The following is a 16,452-nucleotide window of genomic DNA, read 5'->3' on the forward strand; positions in this document are numbered from 1 at the left end:
TCCTCAGATCCCTCTTTTTTTCTGTACATACCAGCCCACAAGGGGTGGAACCCAGCATAGGTTTGCCACAATGGTCTCAAGAGCAGTAAATGTTTGGGTGGTTGGACTAAAACCATTTAAGCGCAAAAGTAAAAGACCTACAGGTACGGTCACAATTATTGCAAGACTTGCTAGCATAACAGGATGATGAACATATTTATTGAACGCACCGACCCAGTTACCTTCTTTTCTCTTCAGGAAAAGCATCCCGGAAATGTTTGCACCGATCTGGTCACTAAGTGCATAGAAATAAGGAATATAGAAACCCTCAACTCCATATACGTTAACACCTGCAAGGCGACTGGCAATATCGATCATCCAGGGCACTGCCAATCCAAATAGCTTACCCCAACCATATGCTTCCGCCATTGTACTCGCGCCACCAAGAAAGCGTTGGCGAATCGAATAGATGCCTTCCAGTATGCTTTCGCCTTCACCTGAAAGGGTCCTGACCAACCATTGTCCAACAGGACTTGTCTGGTAACCCTGCATATCAAGAAAAACACCTGCAAGAAGACCAAGGATGTATCCTGGAACAGTATACCTGATCAGTTCTTCAAATCCTTCACTTTCAGGTAGTTCATCCTTATTGCCCATGCATGTCCGAGAATGTTGCTTTTGTTAATTATAGGTATGCGATAAAATCGAACAAGCAAAACCTACCTTCATATCTCTTTGAATACTTTTGCCAGTGATTCACCACGAACATGGATCGAAAACTCAGAAAAGTATCCAAATGCAGTCGTGTGAACATCAAATCCTTTGATATCCAGCTTTTCTTTGATCGCTAGAATTATCTCAACCGCGAATTCAGGAGAGGACTTACTTGAAGAGAGATGAGCAAATGAGTGCAGTACTATTCTTTCTTTATTCACCTTATTAAGATACCACTTCAGATTTGCGACTGCTTTTTTTACCACTTTGCTTTTTCTTAGTTCATCCTCTGCTTCAACATGAATGAAAACAACTGCCGTATCTTCTATTTTTTCCTCTCGTTCACTGTCATCTACGTGATCAAGGGGTTTGCTAAAAGTTTCAAACCAAAAGTATTCCGTATCGAACATTAGCATTTTCATGGATCCTTATCCCCCGTAATAACATAATGAATGATGGCTTTTTCTGAACATGACATAATCGTTGAAGTATTGAATTATCTTAGTATGATCTGCCCACATACATAACGACAACGTTTGCGGTAAGAAGTGCCGATGACTAGAAAATAAAGGTAAATAGACGAATGCAGAAATACAGTGATAACAAATATTGCCTCATTGGATATCTACAATATTAAACAGATCATAATCATGGTTGATTCAAATGGATAAGATAATAGCAGACTTTGAACTTGATGTGAGAGGACAGTGCTGCCCGTATCCACTTATAAGAACAAAGGAAATAATGGATGAGCTGCAAACAAATGAGGTACTATTAGTCATAGCAAATGAGGCCATGACACCTCAGAACATCGCCACCTGGACAAAAAAGACAGGGAATGTACTGCTTGCGGTTGAAGAAAAGGGAGGCGTCTTCAACATATACGTCCGTAAAGCCTGATATTCATTCCCTTTGATGCTTTTTATTCACTTATTCCATGGTGTTTTGATCATTTTACCCAATACTACAGACGCCACCACCTTCCAGGTAATTCTCATTCTCGATTGATGTTATCGATGGATTTTCACCACATACCGGACATGAAGGATTCTTACGGACCTTTATTTCATCGAACGACATGCCAAAGGCATCATAGAATATAAGGCGACCTTTCAGAAGATCACCAAATCCCAGCAGGTACTTGACAACCTCGGTTGCCTGAATAACACCAATTATGCCTGGAAGGACTCCAATAACTCCGGCTTCCTGACAACTTGGAACCATTCCGGCAGGTGGAGCATGCTCAAAAAGACATCTGTAACATGGACCATCATCCGGAAGAATGGTCGTGACCTGACCTTCGAAACGGAAAATACTCCCATGTGAAAGAGGTTTCTTGGCAAGCACACAGGCATCGTTCACGAGATATCTGGTCGCAAAATTGTCAGATCCATCAACCACTATGTCGTAATCGTTAATGATATCGAGGATATTGTCCGGATTTATTCTTTCCTGATAAGTGATCACATTCACATCAGAATTTAGGTTTTTAACAAATTGTTTTGCAGATTCTACCTTTGGAATATCGACATTTCCTCCATGTATGACCTGTCTTTGAAGATTGCTGAGATCTACAATATCATCATCAACGATCCCGATAGTCCCAACCCCGGCAGCGGCCAGGTATTGTATTATCGGCGATCCAAGTCCTCCTGCACCTATACAGAGCACTTTTGAAGACAGTAGTTTATGCTGTCCCTTTCCTCCAACTTCCTGCAGTATTATGTGTCTTGAATAACGCCGGATCTGTTCTTCAGTAAATTCGCCTAACATTTTTGCCTCCCTGAAATAATTTATCTCAATGAATTGCAGTGATCATGATTGATTGATTGATCGATCGATCTATTATGGAAAATCGTGTTTTCTTATGTTTGATGATAGCTGACCATGGACCTGTGGGAATTTTTATGAAAGGTTCCAATTCGTGTCATCTTTTCAAAAATGTGCAATTTCCTGATAAATAGGTATAGAAAGCGGCAATTTTGTACAGCCGCACACAAGGCACTCAAAAACAGCTTGTAAAGAAGCAAAATTAAAAACTGGCAAATATTGCCTAATAACTAATGGTAATATTATATGCATATTTTATTACGATTAGTTAATAATTACAGATTGTCAGGAGAGATACAAAATGAGCAAAGTAATTGGATTAAAATGCAGAGAATGTGGTGCTGAATATCCGAGTGGGATCCAGAATACCTGCTACGAATGTTTCGGACCTCTGGAAGTGCACTACGACTGGGACGAGATACAGAACACAGTGAGTAAGGAGAAGATCGCACGAGGACCTCCATCCATCTGGAGATATGCAGACCTGCTTCCAATAGATGGTACGAATTATGTTGACCTTGGTTCAGGTTACAATAAGTTACATCATGCAAAGAACCTCGGGAAAGAACTGGGACTTAAGGAATTATACATTCTTGATGATTCTGTCAATCCAACAAATTCGTTCAAGGACAGGGTAACATCCGTGGCTGTAAGCAAGGCCCTTGAACTCGGTGCTACTGCAATTGGCTGTGCTTCCACCGGAAATCTCGCATCCGCTGTAGGAGCCCATGCTGCAAAAGCAGGAATTCCGTCATACATCTTTATACCTTCTTCAATTGAAACCGGAAAGATAACACAGATGCTCGCATACGAACCAAACGTCATAGCAGTTGACGGGACCTATGACGATGCAAATCGCCTTGCAAGTGAGGTCGCAGACCAGAATCCCGACTGGGCATTTGTTAACATAAACATCAGACCATACTATACGGAAGGTTCCAAGACACTTGCCTTTGAAACTGCCGAACAGCTCGGATGGAATGCTCCAGACCACATCGTTGCACCACTTGGAAGCGGAGCGCTGCTTTGTGCCCTTACCAGAGGTTACAATGAACTTGAAAAGATAGGTTTAATCGACTCCGGCAGTAACATAAGGATATCAGGTTCACAGCCAACTGGTTGTTCTCCTATATCGACCGCTGTCCAGAATGACACGGAAGTTATCCCGATAAGAGAACTTGATACGATAGCCCACAGTCTTGCTATTGGAAATCCTGCTGATGGATACTATGCAAAACAGGCGATCCAGAATTCAGGCGGATATGCTGCATCTGTGACGAACGAGGAGATACTTGAAGCCATATTCCTGCTTGCAAGAACTGAAGGCATTTTCACAGAACCTGCCGGTGGAACAACAGTTGCAGGACTTAAGAGCCTTGTCGAAAGCGGCCATATTGACCCCGATGAAAGAACAGTTGTATATGTAACAGGTAATGGTCTAAAAGCACAGGATACGATTGCAGGGGCAGTTGAAATACCTGGATCGATCAAACCGTCATATTCCGAATTCACGAAAAGGTTCAGCAATATTGCAAAAAACAATAACTAATACATCAAGAGGTGAAGTAAAATGGTATCTATAAGATTTTCATCAGCATTGAACAACATAACAAAAACAAGGTCAACAAGCATCGATCTGGGTGATACTACAATAAAGACCCTTTTTGATAGACTTACTACTGAGTACGGGGAAGAGTTTGAAAGACGCCTGCTTCATGATGGAGAGGTACGAAGGTTCGTCAATGTCTACGTCAACGGTGAAGACATAAGGCATCTTTCAGGTATTTCCACCGAAATAACCGATAAGGACGAAATTTCAATATTGCCAGCAGTAAGCGGAGGCTGAGCCCGGGAAGTTAACAGGGAATAGCAGGCTCTGAAAGATATATGCATATCGTGCATATCGATCAAAAAGGACCTGCAATTCCTTAAAGTGGTGAATCGATGACCGGATTAAGAATAGGACACCTTTCAACCATGTACCATACCTCATTCATACTGATGGGGACGGACTGGCTTGAAAAAGCAGGCATCGAACCTAAGTGGAATCTCTTTGGAGGCGGACCCGCAATTGTCCAGGCGTTCGAGAACAACGAACTGGATATCGGATATATTGGTCTCCCTCCTGCAATGATAAGAATAGATCGCGGTTTGCAGATAAAGTGCATTGCAGGTGCTCATGTTGAAGGGACAGTGATGATCGCAACTCCCGAATTTCTGACACTTGATGAATGCAGAAATGACCGGACACTTTTTTTGAAGCAATTCAAAGGCCATACGATAGCCTGCCCTCCTTCAGGTTCCATCCACGATGTGATCGTCAGGAACTATATCAAAGAAACAGGGCTTGAGAATGATATTGATGTCCGCAACTACGAGTGGGCTGACATGATCCCGGAAGCCATAGCCGACGGGGAGATAAAGGTTGCAGTCGGAACACCATCCCTGGCCGTTGTGGCAAAGAGATACTGTGATACAAAGATAGTGATCCAGCCTGAACAACTGTGGCCTGATAATCCAAGTTACGGGATCGTTGCAAGCTCTGAGATGATCAAAAACTCACCAGATACTCTTTTGAAGTTCATACAATTGCATGAAAAAGCCTGTGAGTTCATTCGTGAAAATGCCGAAGAAGCATCAAGACTTGTCGCCAAGACGATCGAGATCATTGATGCGGATTTCGTGAACGATATGTATAAAGTATCACCAAAATACTCAGCAGGCATATCAGAAGAATATATCAGCTCTACCATGAAATTTGTAGATGTACTGAACGAACTCGGATATATCTCAAAGAAACTTGAGCAAAAGGATATCTTCGACCTTCGGTTTGTTGAACATTTAGGAATTTGAATTGTATTTTTTACATTTATTTTTCCATAGCACTCTTCCTTAGATCTTCCGGGAATTTCTCTATCGCATATCTAAGCGCTGTACGAGGCATATTTTCCTTGTTTCGCATGACGTAGTCGAATATTTCATTCTGATGTTTTTTGCTGGCCTCTTTAAGCATCCACCCGCATCCTTTCTGGACCAGATCATCTTTATCTGTTAATAACAGATCGGCAATCTCCAGAACATCATCCAGAAAATCCCCTCTACGGGCAGGCAAGATCAATGTGACAGCAGCAGCACGCCTGAACCAGCGGTTGTCTGAACCTGTCCATGTCTTGAGCGAAACAATGTATTGAGGATACATTTCGATGAACGAACCCACTGTGTGATTGCAAAATGTGTCGCATTTTGCCCAGTTGTTGACATAATCTCCAATCCACCTTTCAAAAACGGCGAGATCATCAGATTCATACTTCTTTCTCAAGCGATATGACCATTCGAATGCGATGAAGGCTTCCTCGTTGTAATCTGAGCTCAGAAGTTCCTCACATAAAGAATAGATCTCCGACTTGCTTTTTCCGGATATGTCTTTAAAATATTCAGTTGCTATTTTCCTGACTGTAGCAGTCTTCACGCCATAACACTTTATGTCTTCTTTAAAGAACCGTGAAGAACTGAGCTTTGTTTGCTCATCAGCGTTTTGTTCCAGTTCTTTTCTTATTTTAGCGATGATCATATCCATATTTTATTGAATAGATTAGGGTATAATGCTAACGGCTAATTGAAAAATTAAACATGATATAGAATTGTTATTTCTGAGACAAAGACCATTATTCTGAAAAGATACTGAATTAACTGGCGAAACGTCTGGATCATCAACAATCACTCTCCTGAGAAAATCCTCTGAGAGAAAAGAAAAGTAACCTGCCAACTTAAAAAGAAGACAGGAAGGTAACTCCGTACCCATTATCAAATGCAGAGATATCCCATCTCAATAAATTTAATTGCTCAAATGATCAGAGCACAAAACCACAGACACCCCTGATCTTGTGACGATCTTGCACAGATCCTCAATTGTATCGGAATATTGCTCACTGTCAACCGGGATTCCCTTGCAAAGGGTTTCCTGTAGCAGATCATCATCCACGTAGATACAATGTGTACCCTGCATGGAAAGGCGGTCATAATTTGTCTGTGCCTCTTCCCTTTTGTCTCCCGGATAGCGGATAATCTTCGCCTTTACAGCTTCGCATGCTTTGTCAGGAGATACCTGATTGTATTTTGAGATCATGCCGGCAGCAGCCGTCTGGTTGGTGTGGGGATCAATTACAATAAATGAACCTGTGATCTTGTTCTCAGAATAAATATCGGTAAATATCGGGGTCTTTAGCTCAACCTTAACTTTTCCGATCTCATTTAAGCTCAAAAACTCCGAAGGTTTCATGCTGATGTCTTCAGGATCAAACTCATGAAGTACTTCTGAGAAATTTCCTTTAACTGTACTGGTAGTATGCTTGATCAAATAATCTTTCCCAATCTCCATGGGAGCGCTATCCATCCATACTACATTCGCCTCCAGACTGCCGGCAATTACAGGAAGGTCATCAACCTTCGCGATCAGATCACCGCGGCTTATGTCAATGTCATCCTCAAGGCAAAGGGTTACTGCCATGGGAGCATAAGCATAATCGAGGTCGCCATCATACGTGACGATCCTTGAGATCTCACTGGTTTTTCCCGAAGGGAGAACTCTTACTTTATCTCCTTTGTGGACCACACCTGAAGCTATTGTGCCACAATAACCCCTGAAATCATCGCCCCCTCCCCAGTTTACATACTGGACCGGGAACCTGAAATCAATTAGGTTGCGACCACCGGATACATTTACGTTCTCCAGGTAATCAAGCAATGTAGAACCCTGATACCATGACATATTGGCACTTCGTTCGATGACATTGTCACCTTTGAGGGCACTTAGGGGTATGAAATAAATTGATTCATCCGATAATTTATCAGCAAAGGTATTGAACTCACTCACAATATTCTCGAACACCTCTTCTGAGTAGTCAACAAGATCCATTTTATTGACTGCAACTACAAAGTTCCGGATGCCAAGAAGCGATGAGATAAATGAATGACGTTTTGTCTGTGTTACAACTCCGTTCCTGGCGTCAATGAGGATCAGGGCGAGAGATGCATTTGATGAACCTGTAGCCATGTTCCTTGTATATTGCTCATGTCCTGGGGTATCTGAAATAATAAAGCGCCTTTTCGGGGTCGAATAGAACCTGTATGCGACATCGATCGTAATTCCCTGCTCCCGTTCTGATTTCAGACCGTCGGTTACCAACGAATAATCGATCTCCTGGTTTCGATGAGCTTTCGAGAATGTCTTTATTAAATTCAGTTGATCCTCGTATATTGATTTTGAATCATATAGTAATCTCCCGATAAGGGTTGATTTACCATCATCCACACTTCCTGCAGTGGCAAACCGTAATAGATCAATATTCTGATTTTGTTCGATCAAAGAGTCAGAACCCTTCAAAAGTATCCCTCCTTCTTCTTTTGCTCCATGGAGCTATCCTGATCGTGGTCGATAACCCTTGTGATACGTTCGGAATGACGGGCAACCATCATCTCTTCAATTATCTTTGGCAAAGTGTCTGCCTCTGACCTTACTGCGCCTGTACAATAATGGCACCCCAGGGTCCTGAAGCGGCACATGACCTCTTTGACCTCTTCCTCATGCTCATCCGTGTAAACCGGAATTAGCTGACCATTCTTCTCAATGACCGGTCTTTTCTTTGCAAAGTAAAGAGGAACTATCTCAATATTTTCATGGTAAATATATGTCCAGATATCAAGTTCGGTCCAGTTCGAGAGCGGGAATACCCTTATAGATTCCCCGGGATCGATCTTTGAATTAAAGAGATTCCACAGCTCAGGTTTCTGGTCCTTCGGATTCCACTGGCCATGCTTGTCGCGGAATGAATAGATCCTTTCCTTTGCCCTTGATTTCTCTTCATCTCTCCGGGCACCTCCAAACGCTGCATCATAGCCACCTTCTTTTAATGCATCAAGGAGTGCTTTTGTTTTAAGCTCGGCACAACATTTGACCGTCCCCACCGAAAGGGGATTTATACCTTTTTTAATGGCTTCTTCGTTCCTGTGAACCTTCAGGTCAAGGTTGTGTTTTTTTGTATAATAATCCCTGAATTCGTACATTTCAGGAAACTTGTATCCAGTGTCAACATGCAATAAAGGGAAAGGTACTTTTTTCGGGTAAAAAGCCTTGATCGCCAGATGGGCCATGACCGACGAGTCCTTGCCTACCGAATATAACATAACCGGATTATCAAATTCTGCAGCGACTTCCCTGATAATGCCTATGCTTTCCGCTTCAAGTGTCTTTAAGTTTGAAAGCCGATAAGATTCTTCCGTAATGACCATATTTGACCCTCCACTAATTTTTTCATCGATATATTCAATGACATTCTCAATTGATCCTGTAATCTCTTCTTCTGAAGTCTTAATTTTGAGTGTCAAATCCGGGATTTTACATTTCCTGAATGAAGTCCACATTCTTTCCTGGTTGCTTCTTCCCACCACCAGCGTCCTTCACGTTCATGCTGCCCAGGGAGAACCGGTCTGGTGCATGGTTCACAGCCAATACTGACATATCCCTTCTCATGAAGCTCATTATACGGGACATTGTTCTCCCTGATGTAATCCCATACCTGCTTAGAGGTCCAGTTTGCCAAAGGATTAAACTTCACAAGTGTACCATCACCAAAAGCTGAATCAACTTCGATCACAGGGATAGATGCACGTGTGTTAGGGCTCTGGTCCTTACGCTGGCCTGTGATCCATGCAGCCCTCTTGCTAAGGGACCGCCTTAGTGGATCGACCTTTCTGGCACCACAACATTCCTGATGACCGTCCTTATAGAATGAGAACATCCCTTTTTTGAGGACAAGTTCTTCGGTCTTTTCCCTGTTTGCAAAGAATATCTCCAGTGGGATGTTGTATTTGTCCCGGACCACATCGAAGAATTTGTAAGTTTCAGGGTGTAGTCTGCCGGTATCAAGGGAGAAGACACTCACATCGACCTTGATCTTGGTTGCCATATCAATGAGCACGACGTCCTCAGCTCCACTGAATGCAATAGAGATACCTGTGCCAAATCTATTCAGGGCATATTCAAGAATTTTCTGTGGGGAACTGTCCTTATATTCTTCAGCTAATTGTTCTATTTCTTTTATTAATTCCAGATTTGGTTCTGGCATAGTTCCATTTCCCGATTATTTTTATTGAATGATTATGCTAGATCTATAGTTATCAGCAATTAAGAGAAAGGAGATCCGGATAACAGCTACATACTGTTGATCCGGAACCTCGATTCATTCCAGCACAAAAGCCTTGAACTCTTCGAAACCTACACGTTGGATAGTATCTCCAAATCGTTCTCCTGAAGTTGCTTCTATTTTGAAGAACTCCACAGATCTCTCAATAATCCTGAACAGAGAATCTTCGTCTACGAGTTCGGTCAGTCTGATACCAAGTCTTGGATGTTTTCCCACCTTGCCACCAACGTAGACCGTATATCCTTCCCTTGCCTTGATCCATGCTTCCGTGGGGCATATCAGGAGACACTGACCACACAGGTTACATTTGTCCCTGTAAAAGTGCAGGGCTCCATCCTCGACCTTGATCGCATCCACGGGACACACTGTTTGACAGAGACCACAATAGGTACATTTACCCTCTACCCATTCCGGCTCAAGCCCCCCCATTACCCCAAGGTCGTTCTCCTGTGGTTTCATGCATGATGATGGACAGCCTGTAACTGCAAATTTGAACTTGCCGGGAAGTTCCATGGCAAAGTACTTCTCATCGATCCTTTTTGCAATGTCCTCTGCATCGATCAGCCCACGCGGACAGATGAGATTACCCTGACAGGCAACTACTCCACGAACCCTTGGACCACAGGTCCCCTGATGAACATCTCTTTTCTCAAGTTCATCAAGAAGATCCTCTGTGTCCTCAAATGGAATATATGAGATCTCAAGTCCCTGACGAGCAGTTATATGGACCTCACCCTTGCCATACTTCTCAGAAGCATCGGCAAGTGCCCGAAGCTGATCAGCTGTCAGCTGACCCCCGACAACACGAAGCCGCATTGAGAAAAGGTCTTCTTTTTGCTTCTGGCGAAGAAAACCGCCTTTTTTGAGTCTGTCATAGTTGATCGTCTTATTACCCATGTATTATCACCCTAACTTCCACAGATTGAGATATATAGGTATATAAAAAGGCAAAAGTTGCACTCTTTTAGTGGTAATTTTAGCCCCATTCCCCACTGCTATATAGCAAATTACCTTTCATTTGCTATATATTTACTCCAAATCAGACATGTAAATAAAGCTAAGTAAATCGAGATAGATAAAAGTAAAAGGGAAAATAGAAGGGGGTTATTAATAGATGATAATAGCACTGGCTGCAATTGCATCTGCGATCTTCATGGGGATCAACATTGGCGGGAACAATGCAGCAGCTGCCATGGGAGCAGCATATGGTGCAAGAGCCCGTACTAAAAGACAGGCAGTAATATTAATAGCCATTTTTTCCCTGCTTGGTGCTGTACTGAGTGGTGGAGATGTGATCAAGACGCTCGGTGAAGGAATAATTCCCGGCAACACAATAACACTTACTGCAGCGATCATTGCAACAAGCGCAGCTGCTATCAGTCTTTTCATCGGGAACATACTAAAGATTCCGATATCAGCAAGCCAGTCAGCAGTAGGAGCCATTGTAGGAATCGGTCTGTTCTACGGGATACTTGATACCCAATTGCTATCAACAATAGTCGGATGGTGGATTGCCACACCAGTGCTTGCATTCGTACTTGCTTATCTTTCCGGGAAATACCTTCACCCCAGACTTGTCGTCTGGCTTGTGGAACATGAATCAGAAGCACAGATCAGAAGCACTATTGCAAAGCTTCTGACAGTAACCGGTTGTTATGTCGCCTATTCAGCAGGTGCAAATAATGCTGCCAATGCTGTTGGTCCTCTTGTAGGAGCGGGGTTCATAGACCAGACAACAGGAGCTGTTATCGGAGGTCTTACACTTGGTATTGGAGCGATAGTGATAGGAGGTCGTATCCTCCAGACGGTTGGAACGGAGATAGCAGAGATCTGTACGATCCGTGCGATCTTCATTGAAGCGATCGTAGCGATAATCGTCCACGGTGCATCTCATTACGGCATACCAGTAGCACTCGGCCAGTTAGTACCGGCAGCCGTTATTGGCATTGGATGCGCCAATAAAGGCATGGATACGATAAAGAATAAAACAGTAAGACGCATTGCAGTTATGTGGATCATATCACCATTGGTAGCAGGTCTGTTAGCATACACTGCCATCAGTCTTATTTCCTGAATAAAAAAAGAGAGGATGATATTCCGGATCGATATGTCACATAATAAGTGACAGATTCATCTGGAATTTTCTATTTTAAGTGATTCTTCCGCCCTGTTCATAATTTCTTCATTATCGTCATAGATCTTCCGGATATTATCCATTGCACGGTTAAGGCGTTTTTTCAATAGTACAAGTTCCCTGTCCGAAAGATCATACTCCGGGACATTATCGATCCACAATTGCTGTACTTCGATAAGGGCATCGACCGCTGATTTTGTCCTGTTAATTGTTGTAGCGTCCATAGAATATCTTATATATGCAAGATATTAATAAGGTAATGGGGGAGGCAATAATTGTCACGATGCCACTTGTTATTTATCTGGCAGCTAATAGACCATCGATGACATTAATAGAACTATATTATTCCGATATTTGCATGAACTGCCATTATGTCAGGAACCAGATAATAGAAGTTCTTCCTGAAGGTGTTATGTTCAAGGAAATTAACGTAACAAGCATAGAAGGTGCTGAGAGAGCAAAGCAACTCGGGATAGAAGAAGTACCTAGTATCACTATTAATGGGGAGGTCGTGCTTATCGGACGAGTGGAAAAGGGCGAGATACAAGAGGAACTTGAAGAGTTCCTTTGAGTAATAAGGATTGTATTAGACCAAAAGAATCCAGGGGGAATTCCTAACTGAATCTTGATATTTATAAAAATCTGAACAGGGGTATTGAAAGCACATACATAAACCTTAACCCCATCCAGAGGGGAGGAGTGCTTACAGCTGAGGCCAGGAAAGCAGCGCTTGAATTTGCGGATGGTTATTCAGTTTGTGACTTCTGTTTCGAATCAAGGGTCGATCTTGTCCAGAACCCGCCTGTAAGGAACCTTACAGCAGACATTGCCGAATTCCTGAATATGGATGACGTAAGATTCACAGCTGGCTGCCGGCATGCAAAATGGGCAGCTATGCACATGGTCACCGAACCCGGCGAGACCATTGTACTGGATTCACTTGCACATTATACATCATATCTTGCAGCAGAGGCAAACCAGCTTAAGGTCGTTGAGGTGCCACATAGCGGCTACCCTGAATTTACGATAGATCCCGAAGGTTACGCGGAAAAGTTCGAGGAAGTAGAACGCAACATCGGTTCACTTCCGGCACTGGCACTACTTACACATGTCGATTATCGCTATGGTAATGTGGCAGATGCTGCTGCTGTTGGGAAGATCTGTAAAGAATACGGAGTTCCGTTCCTGCTGAACACAGCTTACTCCTCAGGAATAATGCCTATTGATGGCAAAAAACTTGGTGTGGACTTCCTTTGTGCTTCCGGGCACAAAAGCTGGGCAGCATCCGCTCCAATGGGAATACTCGCAACTACCTTTGAATGGAACCAGCAGGTATTCGATAAATCAACCATCCGAGGTGACTGGAGTGGACGTGGCTTCACAAAAAAAGAGGTTGCCCTGTTTGGATGTTCACCTGTCTTCGGAGTTCCGGTAATGTCACTGATGGCATCATTCCCGAGTGTTGTGGAACGTGTGAAGCATTGGGATGAGCAGGTCGAGAATGCAAGATACCTTGCATCACAGCTTGAGCGTATCGAAGGATTCCACCAGATGGGTGTCAAGCCGACAGAGCATACGCTTGTAGCATTCGAATCACTGCCGCTCTTTGAGGCTGCTGCCAAGACAAAGAAACGAGGATACTTCCTCTACCACGAACTGAAGAAGCGAAAGATAATAGGAATACAACCAGGAATGAGCAAGAGCTTCAAATTGAATACATTCGGACTCAGCAGAGTTCAGGTAGAATACGTTGCCAGAGCTTTCATTGAGATAGCAAGGAAATATGAAATACCGGTGGAGGATGAAGCATGAAATACACGGAACTGACAAAACAGTTCAGGCAATTCTTCGAGTTGCCTCTTACACCGGTTGCTGTCAAGTTCAATAGCGATGATGAGCCAAATATTCCGCACCCGATGCGTTATTGTGAGATAGTTAGAAAAGCGGCGGCCTTTGGTACGTCCTACACCTGTTCGGCTGACGATATGTCCTGTGCAAGCGCAGAGCTGGCACTTGGTTTTACAGAACCTGCTTACGGGGATGTGTATCCAAGGGTGAAACCTGCGGATACCAGGACGATGACCGTCACACCACTTGACAGATGTGAATTTGAACCTGATGTGGTGGTGGTTGTAGGAACCGCCAGCAAACTTATGCGTGTGGCTGCGACACTTTCCAAAGTGAAAGGCGGCATGGTAGATGCAAAATTCAAAGGTGAATTCGCGGTCTGTGGAGAATGTACGACCATCCCGGTAATGGAGAACAAGGTGAACCTCTCACTTTTGTGTGCCGGAGCTCGTATGTTCAGTGATTACAGGAACGATGAGATAGTATTCGGATTCCCTATGGGGGCTTTTGTTGAACTCACAGAATCGCTGAAGGAAGAGAGTATCACAAAAGCGCTCTGTGGCTGTTTGATGGATGACCTCCCGGCACGTTTGGTGGATGCTATCCTGGCACTTGGTTTCACGAAAGGTACGGATCATTTCATCGGACGTTTCGGGGATGAGATCGTAAGGCTATACATTCCAAAGGACGAAAGTGGAAAGAGCTCATCAGTAACCCTGCATGTTCCTGTCAAGTTCAAAGATGCAAATGCAGCAAAAGCTTCGGAAGAAGTTGCAACCGACCTGTTCGAGGAACCGATGAACTATCGTCTCAGGGATAACTGGGTAGATTCAATACTGCTGATCGACCTTCACGAACCGATAAGGCGTGCAGCCATGAAACCTGAGAAGTTCAACGCACTTGTCAACAATGGAATAGAGGCAATGCTGGATCGTGTTGCAAAGTTCAAGCGCAAGACGATACAGTGAAACATTCGTAAAAGCAGTTCTTCTATAAGATGTGGTAGATCTGCTTTTACCTTTTTAAAATAATCAGCTCACTAAAATAAGAGGGTAAAAAAGAAGTTCCCGGGATGTCAGGACTTTTTGATATGTAACTTCCATATGTTATTTTCTTCGTTGTCAATACCAAGAATAGTATGCCCTTCATTTATCAGACTTTTAGGAACATTTGAAATTGCAGGAGCATAATCAAAGATCACTGTGAGATGGTCACCACATTCCAGTTCCTCTAACTGCAATTTTGTTTTTACGAAAGTAAAGGGACAAATCTCCCCCCTGAGATCTAATTCGATTTGTTCTTCAGCCATATTTTTACCTTTAGTCTTATATTGGAATGAAGACAGCTCTACCTGTAAAGATATAAGGTCTAAGATACAGGCAAATAAAGACGGGTTCTTCATCAATCCAATGTAAGACTGGCAACAAAAAACATTATGCAGGTTTGACTCAAATTAATGAGATTTGCCGACATATTTATATACAAGAGAATTGTATTCACAATTGTGACTTCACAATAGTGAAGTTGTGATGTGCCATATCAAATTATGGATACTACTAGATCTAACCTATACAAAGGAGTAATGAAAATGAGGGATCGCTTTTGTTGACAATCACGAGAAAAACGTACAGATGAAAAAAAGCGTCGAAGAGCCAAAGGACAAACACCTGAGAAAGACAATTGAAGGATTGCCACCTTCTGCAAAACTTGTCTATAAGGTACTTGAATACGGTGGTCTTCTGACACAGAAAGAAATTGCCGAACAAAGTTATCTTCCCCCCCGTACCATCCGATATGCATTGGGAAGACTGAAGGATGAGGATTTCCTGCAGGAAAGATTCTACTTCAAAGACGCAAGACAAAGCCTGTATGGTCTGAAAGACATGACCAAGCAGCAAGTAGCAGGTGAAGCAGCTTCACAGGCAGAATTTGACTTTGCCAATGTATATACTGTCCCTAAGGAGTACGAAGTATTGGCAACATAAATTTAATTCTGTGAAAAACGGATCAAACCAATAACCTAAAAAACCAATGTCTAAAATATGATTGGAAAAAGGTGTTACAACCAATGGCGGACTCATTGCGAAAACAATGGGTTCATTACTCATTTTAGCTATTTTTTTCATTTTCCAATATATCGTTTTTAAATCGATAATTGAAATTAATTCTCAGTAGGATACATCCCCCATTTAAATATATTGGAAAATATTCAAATTATAATAAGACCTTCAGCGATGGATAAAAATATTGCACTTTATATTCAGAACCAGAAATAATCCAATCTTTTCAATTATCTCGATTCTCCACGGTTTAATAATCAGTAGGAAGATGTAGCTTCAGATAAATTTGGGGATTTTACCAAAGCCCAGGTTATAGGGATCAGTTAGATAAATTGCAAGTAACTAAGATCTGCATCAATTTGACTCTGCAAATTGTGATCATGGATTAAAACATATCAGAACAACAAAGCCAGAACTAGCAGATCAAAATTAGCTAAAGAAAAAGGGTAATCGAGTGAGCACAGCAGCGACGCAGATTTCCCGAGGACTCTCGTACCTCAGTACAGTAAGCAACGTGGGCAGGCTTATCTTCTGTGTTCGGAATGGGAACAGGAGTGACCCTGCCGCTATGGCCGCCGTACTCTAACTCATATTAATGGATGAAAGCCAAGGTCCGAATCCAGATCAGCGCTTCTGCAGCGCGCGACCTTTGAGCTTTGCTCAAGAGGTCAGGATGCTGAATCAG

The 16,452-nt window shown here is 42.8% G+C and carries 19 protein-coding genes and 1 rRNA gene; 9 read left to right on the plus strand and 11 right to left on the minus strand.

Annotated elements, in window-relative coordinates; genetic code table 11:
- Positions 1–3: 3 nt before the first annotated feature.
- Both E7X57_RS09110 and E7X57_RS09115 read right to left on the minus strand, forming a co-directional pair.
- The gene (locus E7X57_RS09110; RefSeq protein WP_135612645.1) at positions 4–636 is read right to left on the minus strand and encodes a hypothetical protein; all 633 of its coding nucleotides are present in this window, start codon (positions 634–636) and stop codon (positions 4–6) included.
- Between the two features lie 68 nt (positions 637–704).
- Positions 705–1,115 (minus strand): threonyl-tRNA synthetase editing domain-containing protein, encoded by a 411-nt coding sequence (locus E7X57_RS09115; protein ID WP_135612646.1) that lies wholly within the window; start codon positions 1,113–1,115, stop codon positions 705–707.
- A gap of 241 nt (positions 1,116–1,356) precedes the next feature.
- On the opposite strand from E7X57_RS09115, the gene E7X57_RS09120 reads away from it, so the two are divergent.
- On the plus strand, positions 1,357–1,593 hold the full coding sequence (locus E7X57_RS09120) for a sulfurtransferase TusA family protein (protein WP_135612647.1): 237 nt from the start codon (positions 1,357–1,359) through the stop codon (positions 1,591–1,593).
- 54 nt (positions 1,594–1,647) lie between these two features.
- Here E7X57_RS09120 and moeB read toward each other — a convergent pair whose 3' ends face one another.
- Entirely contained in the window at positions 1,648–2,466 is an 819-nt protein-coding gene (moeB, locus tag E7X57_RS09125; RefSeq protein WP_135612648.1) for a molybdopterin-synthase adenylyltransferase MoeB, read from the minus strand.
- 358 nt (positions 2,467–2,824) lie between these two features.
- On the opposite strand from moeB, the gene thrC reads away from it, so the two are divergent.
- The 3 genes from thrC to E7X57_RS09140 all read left to right on the plus strand — a co-directional run bounded on the left by thrC (position 2,825) and on the right by E7X57_RS09140 (position 5,376).
- Positions 2,825–4,072, plus strand: a complete 1,248-nt coding sequence (thrC, locus tag E7X57_RS09130) for a threonine synthase (RefSeq protein WP_135612649.1) — start codon at positions 2,825–2,827, stop codon at positions 4,070–4,072.
- A gap of 21 nt (positions 4,073–4,093) precedes the next feature.
- Complete coding sequence (locus E7X57_RS09135) at positions 4,094–4,369, plus strand: ubiquitin-like small modifier protein 1 (protein WP_135612650.1); 276 nt, start codon at positions 4,094–4,096, stop codon at positions 4,367–4,369.
- A gap of 98 nt (positions 4,370–4,467) precedes the next feature.
- Entirely contained in the window at positions 4,468–5,376 is a 909-nt protein-coding gene (locus E7X57_RS09140; RefSeq protein ID WP_135612651.1) for an ABC transporter substrate-binding protein, read from the plus strand.
- 16 nt (positions 5,377–5,392) lie between these two features.
- Here E7X57_RS09140 and E7X57_RS09145 read toward each other — a convergent pair whose 3' ends face one another.
- The 5 genes from E7X57_RS09145 to E7X57_RS09165 all read right to left on the minus strand — a co-directional run bounded on the left by E7X57_RS09145 (position 5,393) and on the right by E7X57_RS09165 (position 10,622).
- Positions 5,393–6,094, minus strand: coding sequence for a DNA alkylation repair protein (locus E7X57_RS09145; protein WP_244603658.1), 702 nt, complete (start codon positions 6,092–6,094; stop codon positions 5,393–5,395).
- A gap of 264 nt (positions 6,095–6,358) precedes the next feature.
- Positions 6,359–7,888 (minus strand): sulfate adenylyltransferase subunit CysN, encoded by a 1,530-nt coding sequence (gene cysN / locus E7X57_RS09150; protein ID WP_210409054.1) that lies wholly within the window; start codon positions 7,886–7,888, stop codon positions 6,359–6,361.
- A gap of 14 nt (positions 7,889–7,902) precedes the next feature.
- Positions 7,903–8,811, minus strand: a complete 909-nt coding sequence (gene cysD, locus E7X57_RS09155; protein WP_135612654.1) for a sulfate adenylyltransferase subunit CysD — start codon at positions 8,809–8,811, stop codon at positions 7,903–7,905.
- Positions 8,812–8,903: 92 nt separating this feature from the next.
- Entirely contained in the window at positions 8,904–9,647 is a 744-nt protein-coding gene (locus E7X57_RS09160; RefSeq protein WP_135612655.1) for a phosphoadenylyl-sulfate reductase, read from the minus strand.
- Between the two features lie 114 nt (positions 9,648–9,761).
- Positions 9,762–10,622 carry a 4Fe-4S binding protein gene (locus E7X57_RS09165; protein ID WP_135612656.1) on the minus strand — a complete coding sequence of 287 codons (861 nt, stop codon included), beginning with the start codon at positions 10,620–10,622 and terminating at the stop codon, positions 9,762–9,764.
- A 217-nt stretch (positions 10,623–10,839) separates the two neighbouring features.
- On the opposite strand from E7X57_RS09165, the gene E7X57_RS09170 reads away from it, so the two are divergent.
- The gene (locus E7X57_RS09170) at positions 10,840–11,799 is read left to right on the plus strand and encodes an inorganic phosphate transporter (RefSeq protein WP_135612657.1); all 960 of its coding nucleotides are present in this window, start codon (positions 10,840–10,842) and stop codon (positions 11,797–11,799) included.
- Positions 11,800–11,855: 56 nt separating this feature from the next.
- Here E7X57_RS09170 and E7X57_RS09175 read toward each other — a convergent pair whose 3' ends face one another.
- Entirely contained in the window at positions 11,856–12,083 is a 228-nt protein-coding gene (locus E7X57_RS09175; RefSeq protein ID WP_135612658.1) for a hypothetical protein, read from the minus strand.
- Positions 12,084–12,097: 14 nt separating this feature from the next.
- Here E7X57_RS09175 and E7X57_RS09180 point away from each other — a divergent pair, with 14 nt between their 5' ends.
- From E7X57_RS09180 to E7X57_RS09190, 3 genes are read left to right on the plus strand one after another with little or no spacing between them, the layout of a single operon-like run.
- Positions 12,098–12,430 (plus strand): thioredoxin family protein, encoded by a 333-nt coding sequence (locus tag E7X57_RS09180; RefSeq protein WP_135612659.1) that lies wholly within the window; start codon positions 12,098–12,100, stop codon positions 12,428–12,430.
- 59 nt (positions 12,431–12,489) lie between these two features.
- Positions 12,490–13,671 (plus strand): O-phospho-L-seryl-tRNA:Cys-tRNA synthase, encoded by a 1,182-nt coding sequence (pscS, locus tag E7X57_RS09185; RefSeq protein WP_256369417.1) that lies wholly within the window; start codon positions 12,490–12,492, stop codon positions 13,669–13,671.
- Complete coding sequence (locus tag E7X57_RS09190; protein ID WP_135612661.1) at positions 13,668–14,675, plus strand: DUF169 domain-containing protein; 1,008 nt, start codon at positions 13,668–13,670, stop codon at positions 14,673–14,675. The genes pscS and E7X57_RS09190 overlap by 4 nt, the downstream gene beginning before the upstream one ends.
- 107 nt (positions 14,676–14,782) lie before the next feature.
- On the opposite strand, the gene E7X57_RS09195 is transcribed toward E7X57_RS09190, so the two are convergent.
- Positions 14,783–15,016: a sulfurtransferase TusA family protein gene (locus tag E7X57_RS09195; protein ID WP_135612662.1), complete on the minus strand. Its 234-nt coding sequence runs from the start codon at positions 15,014–15,016 to the stop codon at positions 14,783–14,785.
- A gap of 322 nt (positions 15,017–15,338) precedes the next feature.
- Here E7X57_RS09195 and E7X57_RS09200 point away from each other — a divergent pair, with 322 nt between their 5' ends.
- The gene (locus E7X57_RS09200; protein ID WP_135612663.1) at positions 15,339–15,692 is read left to right on the plus strand and encodes a helix-turn-helix domain-containing protein; all 354 of its coding nucleotides are present in this window, start codon (positions 15,339–15,341) and stop codon (positions 15,690–15,692) included.
- Positions 15,693–16,225: 533 nt separating this feature from the next.
- Here the strand turns inward: E7X57_RS09200 and rrf are convergent.
- Positions 16,226–16,347 (minus strand): 5S ribosomal RNA (rrf, locus tag E7X57_RS09205).
- Positions 16,348–16,452 lie beyond the last annotated feature (105 nt).

The organism is Methanococcoides sp. AM1 (assembly GCF_900774055.1).
Taxonomy (GTDB): domain Archaea; phylum Halobacteriota; class Methanosarcinia; order Methanosarcinales; family Methanosarcinaceae; genus Methanococcoides.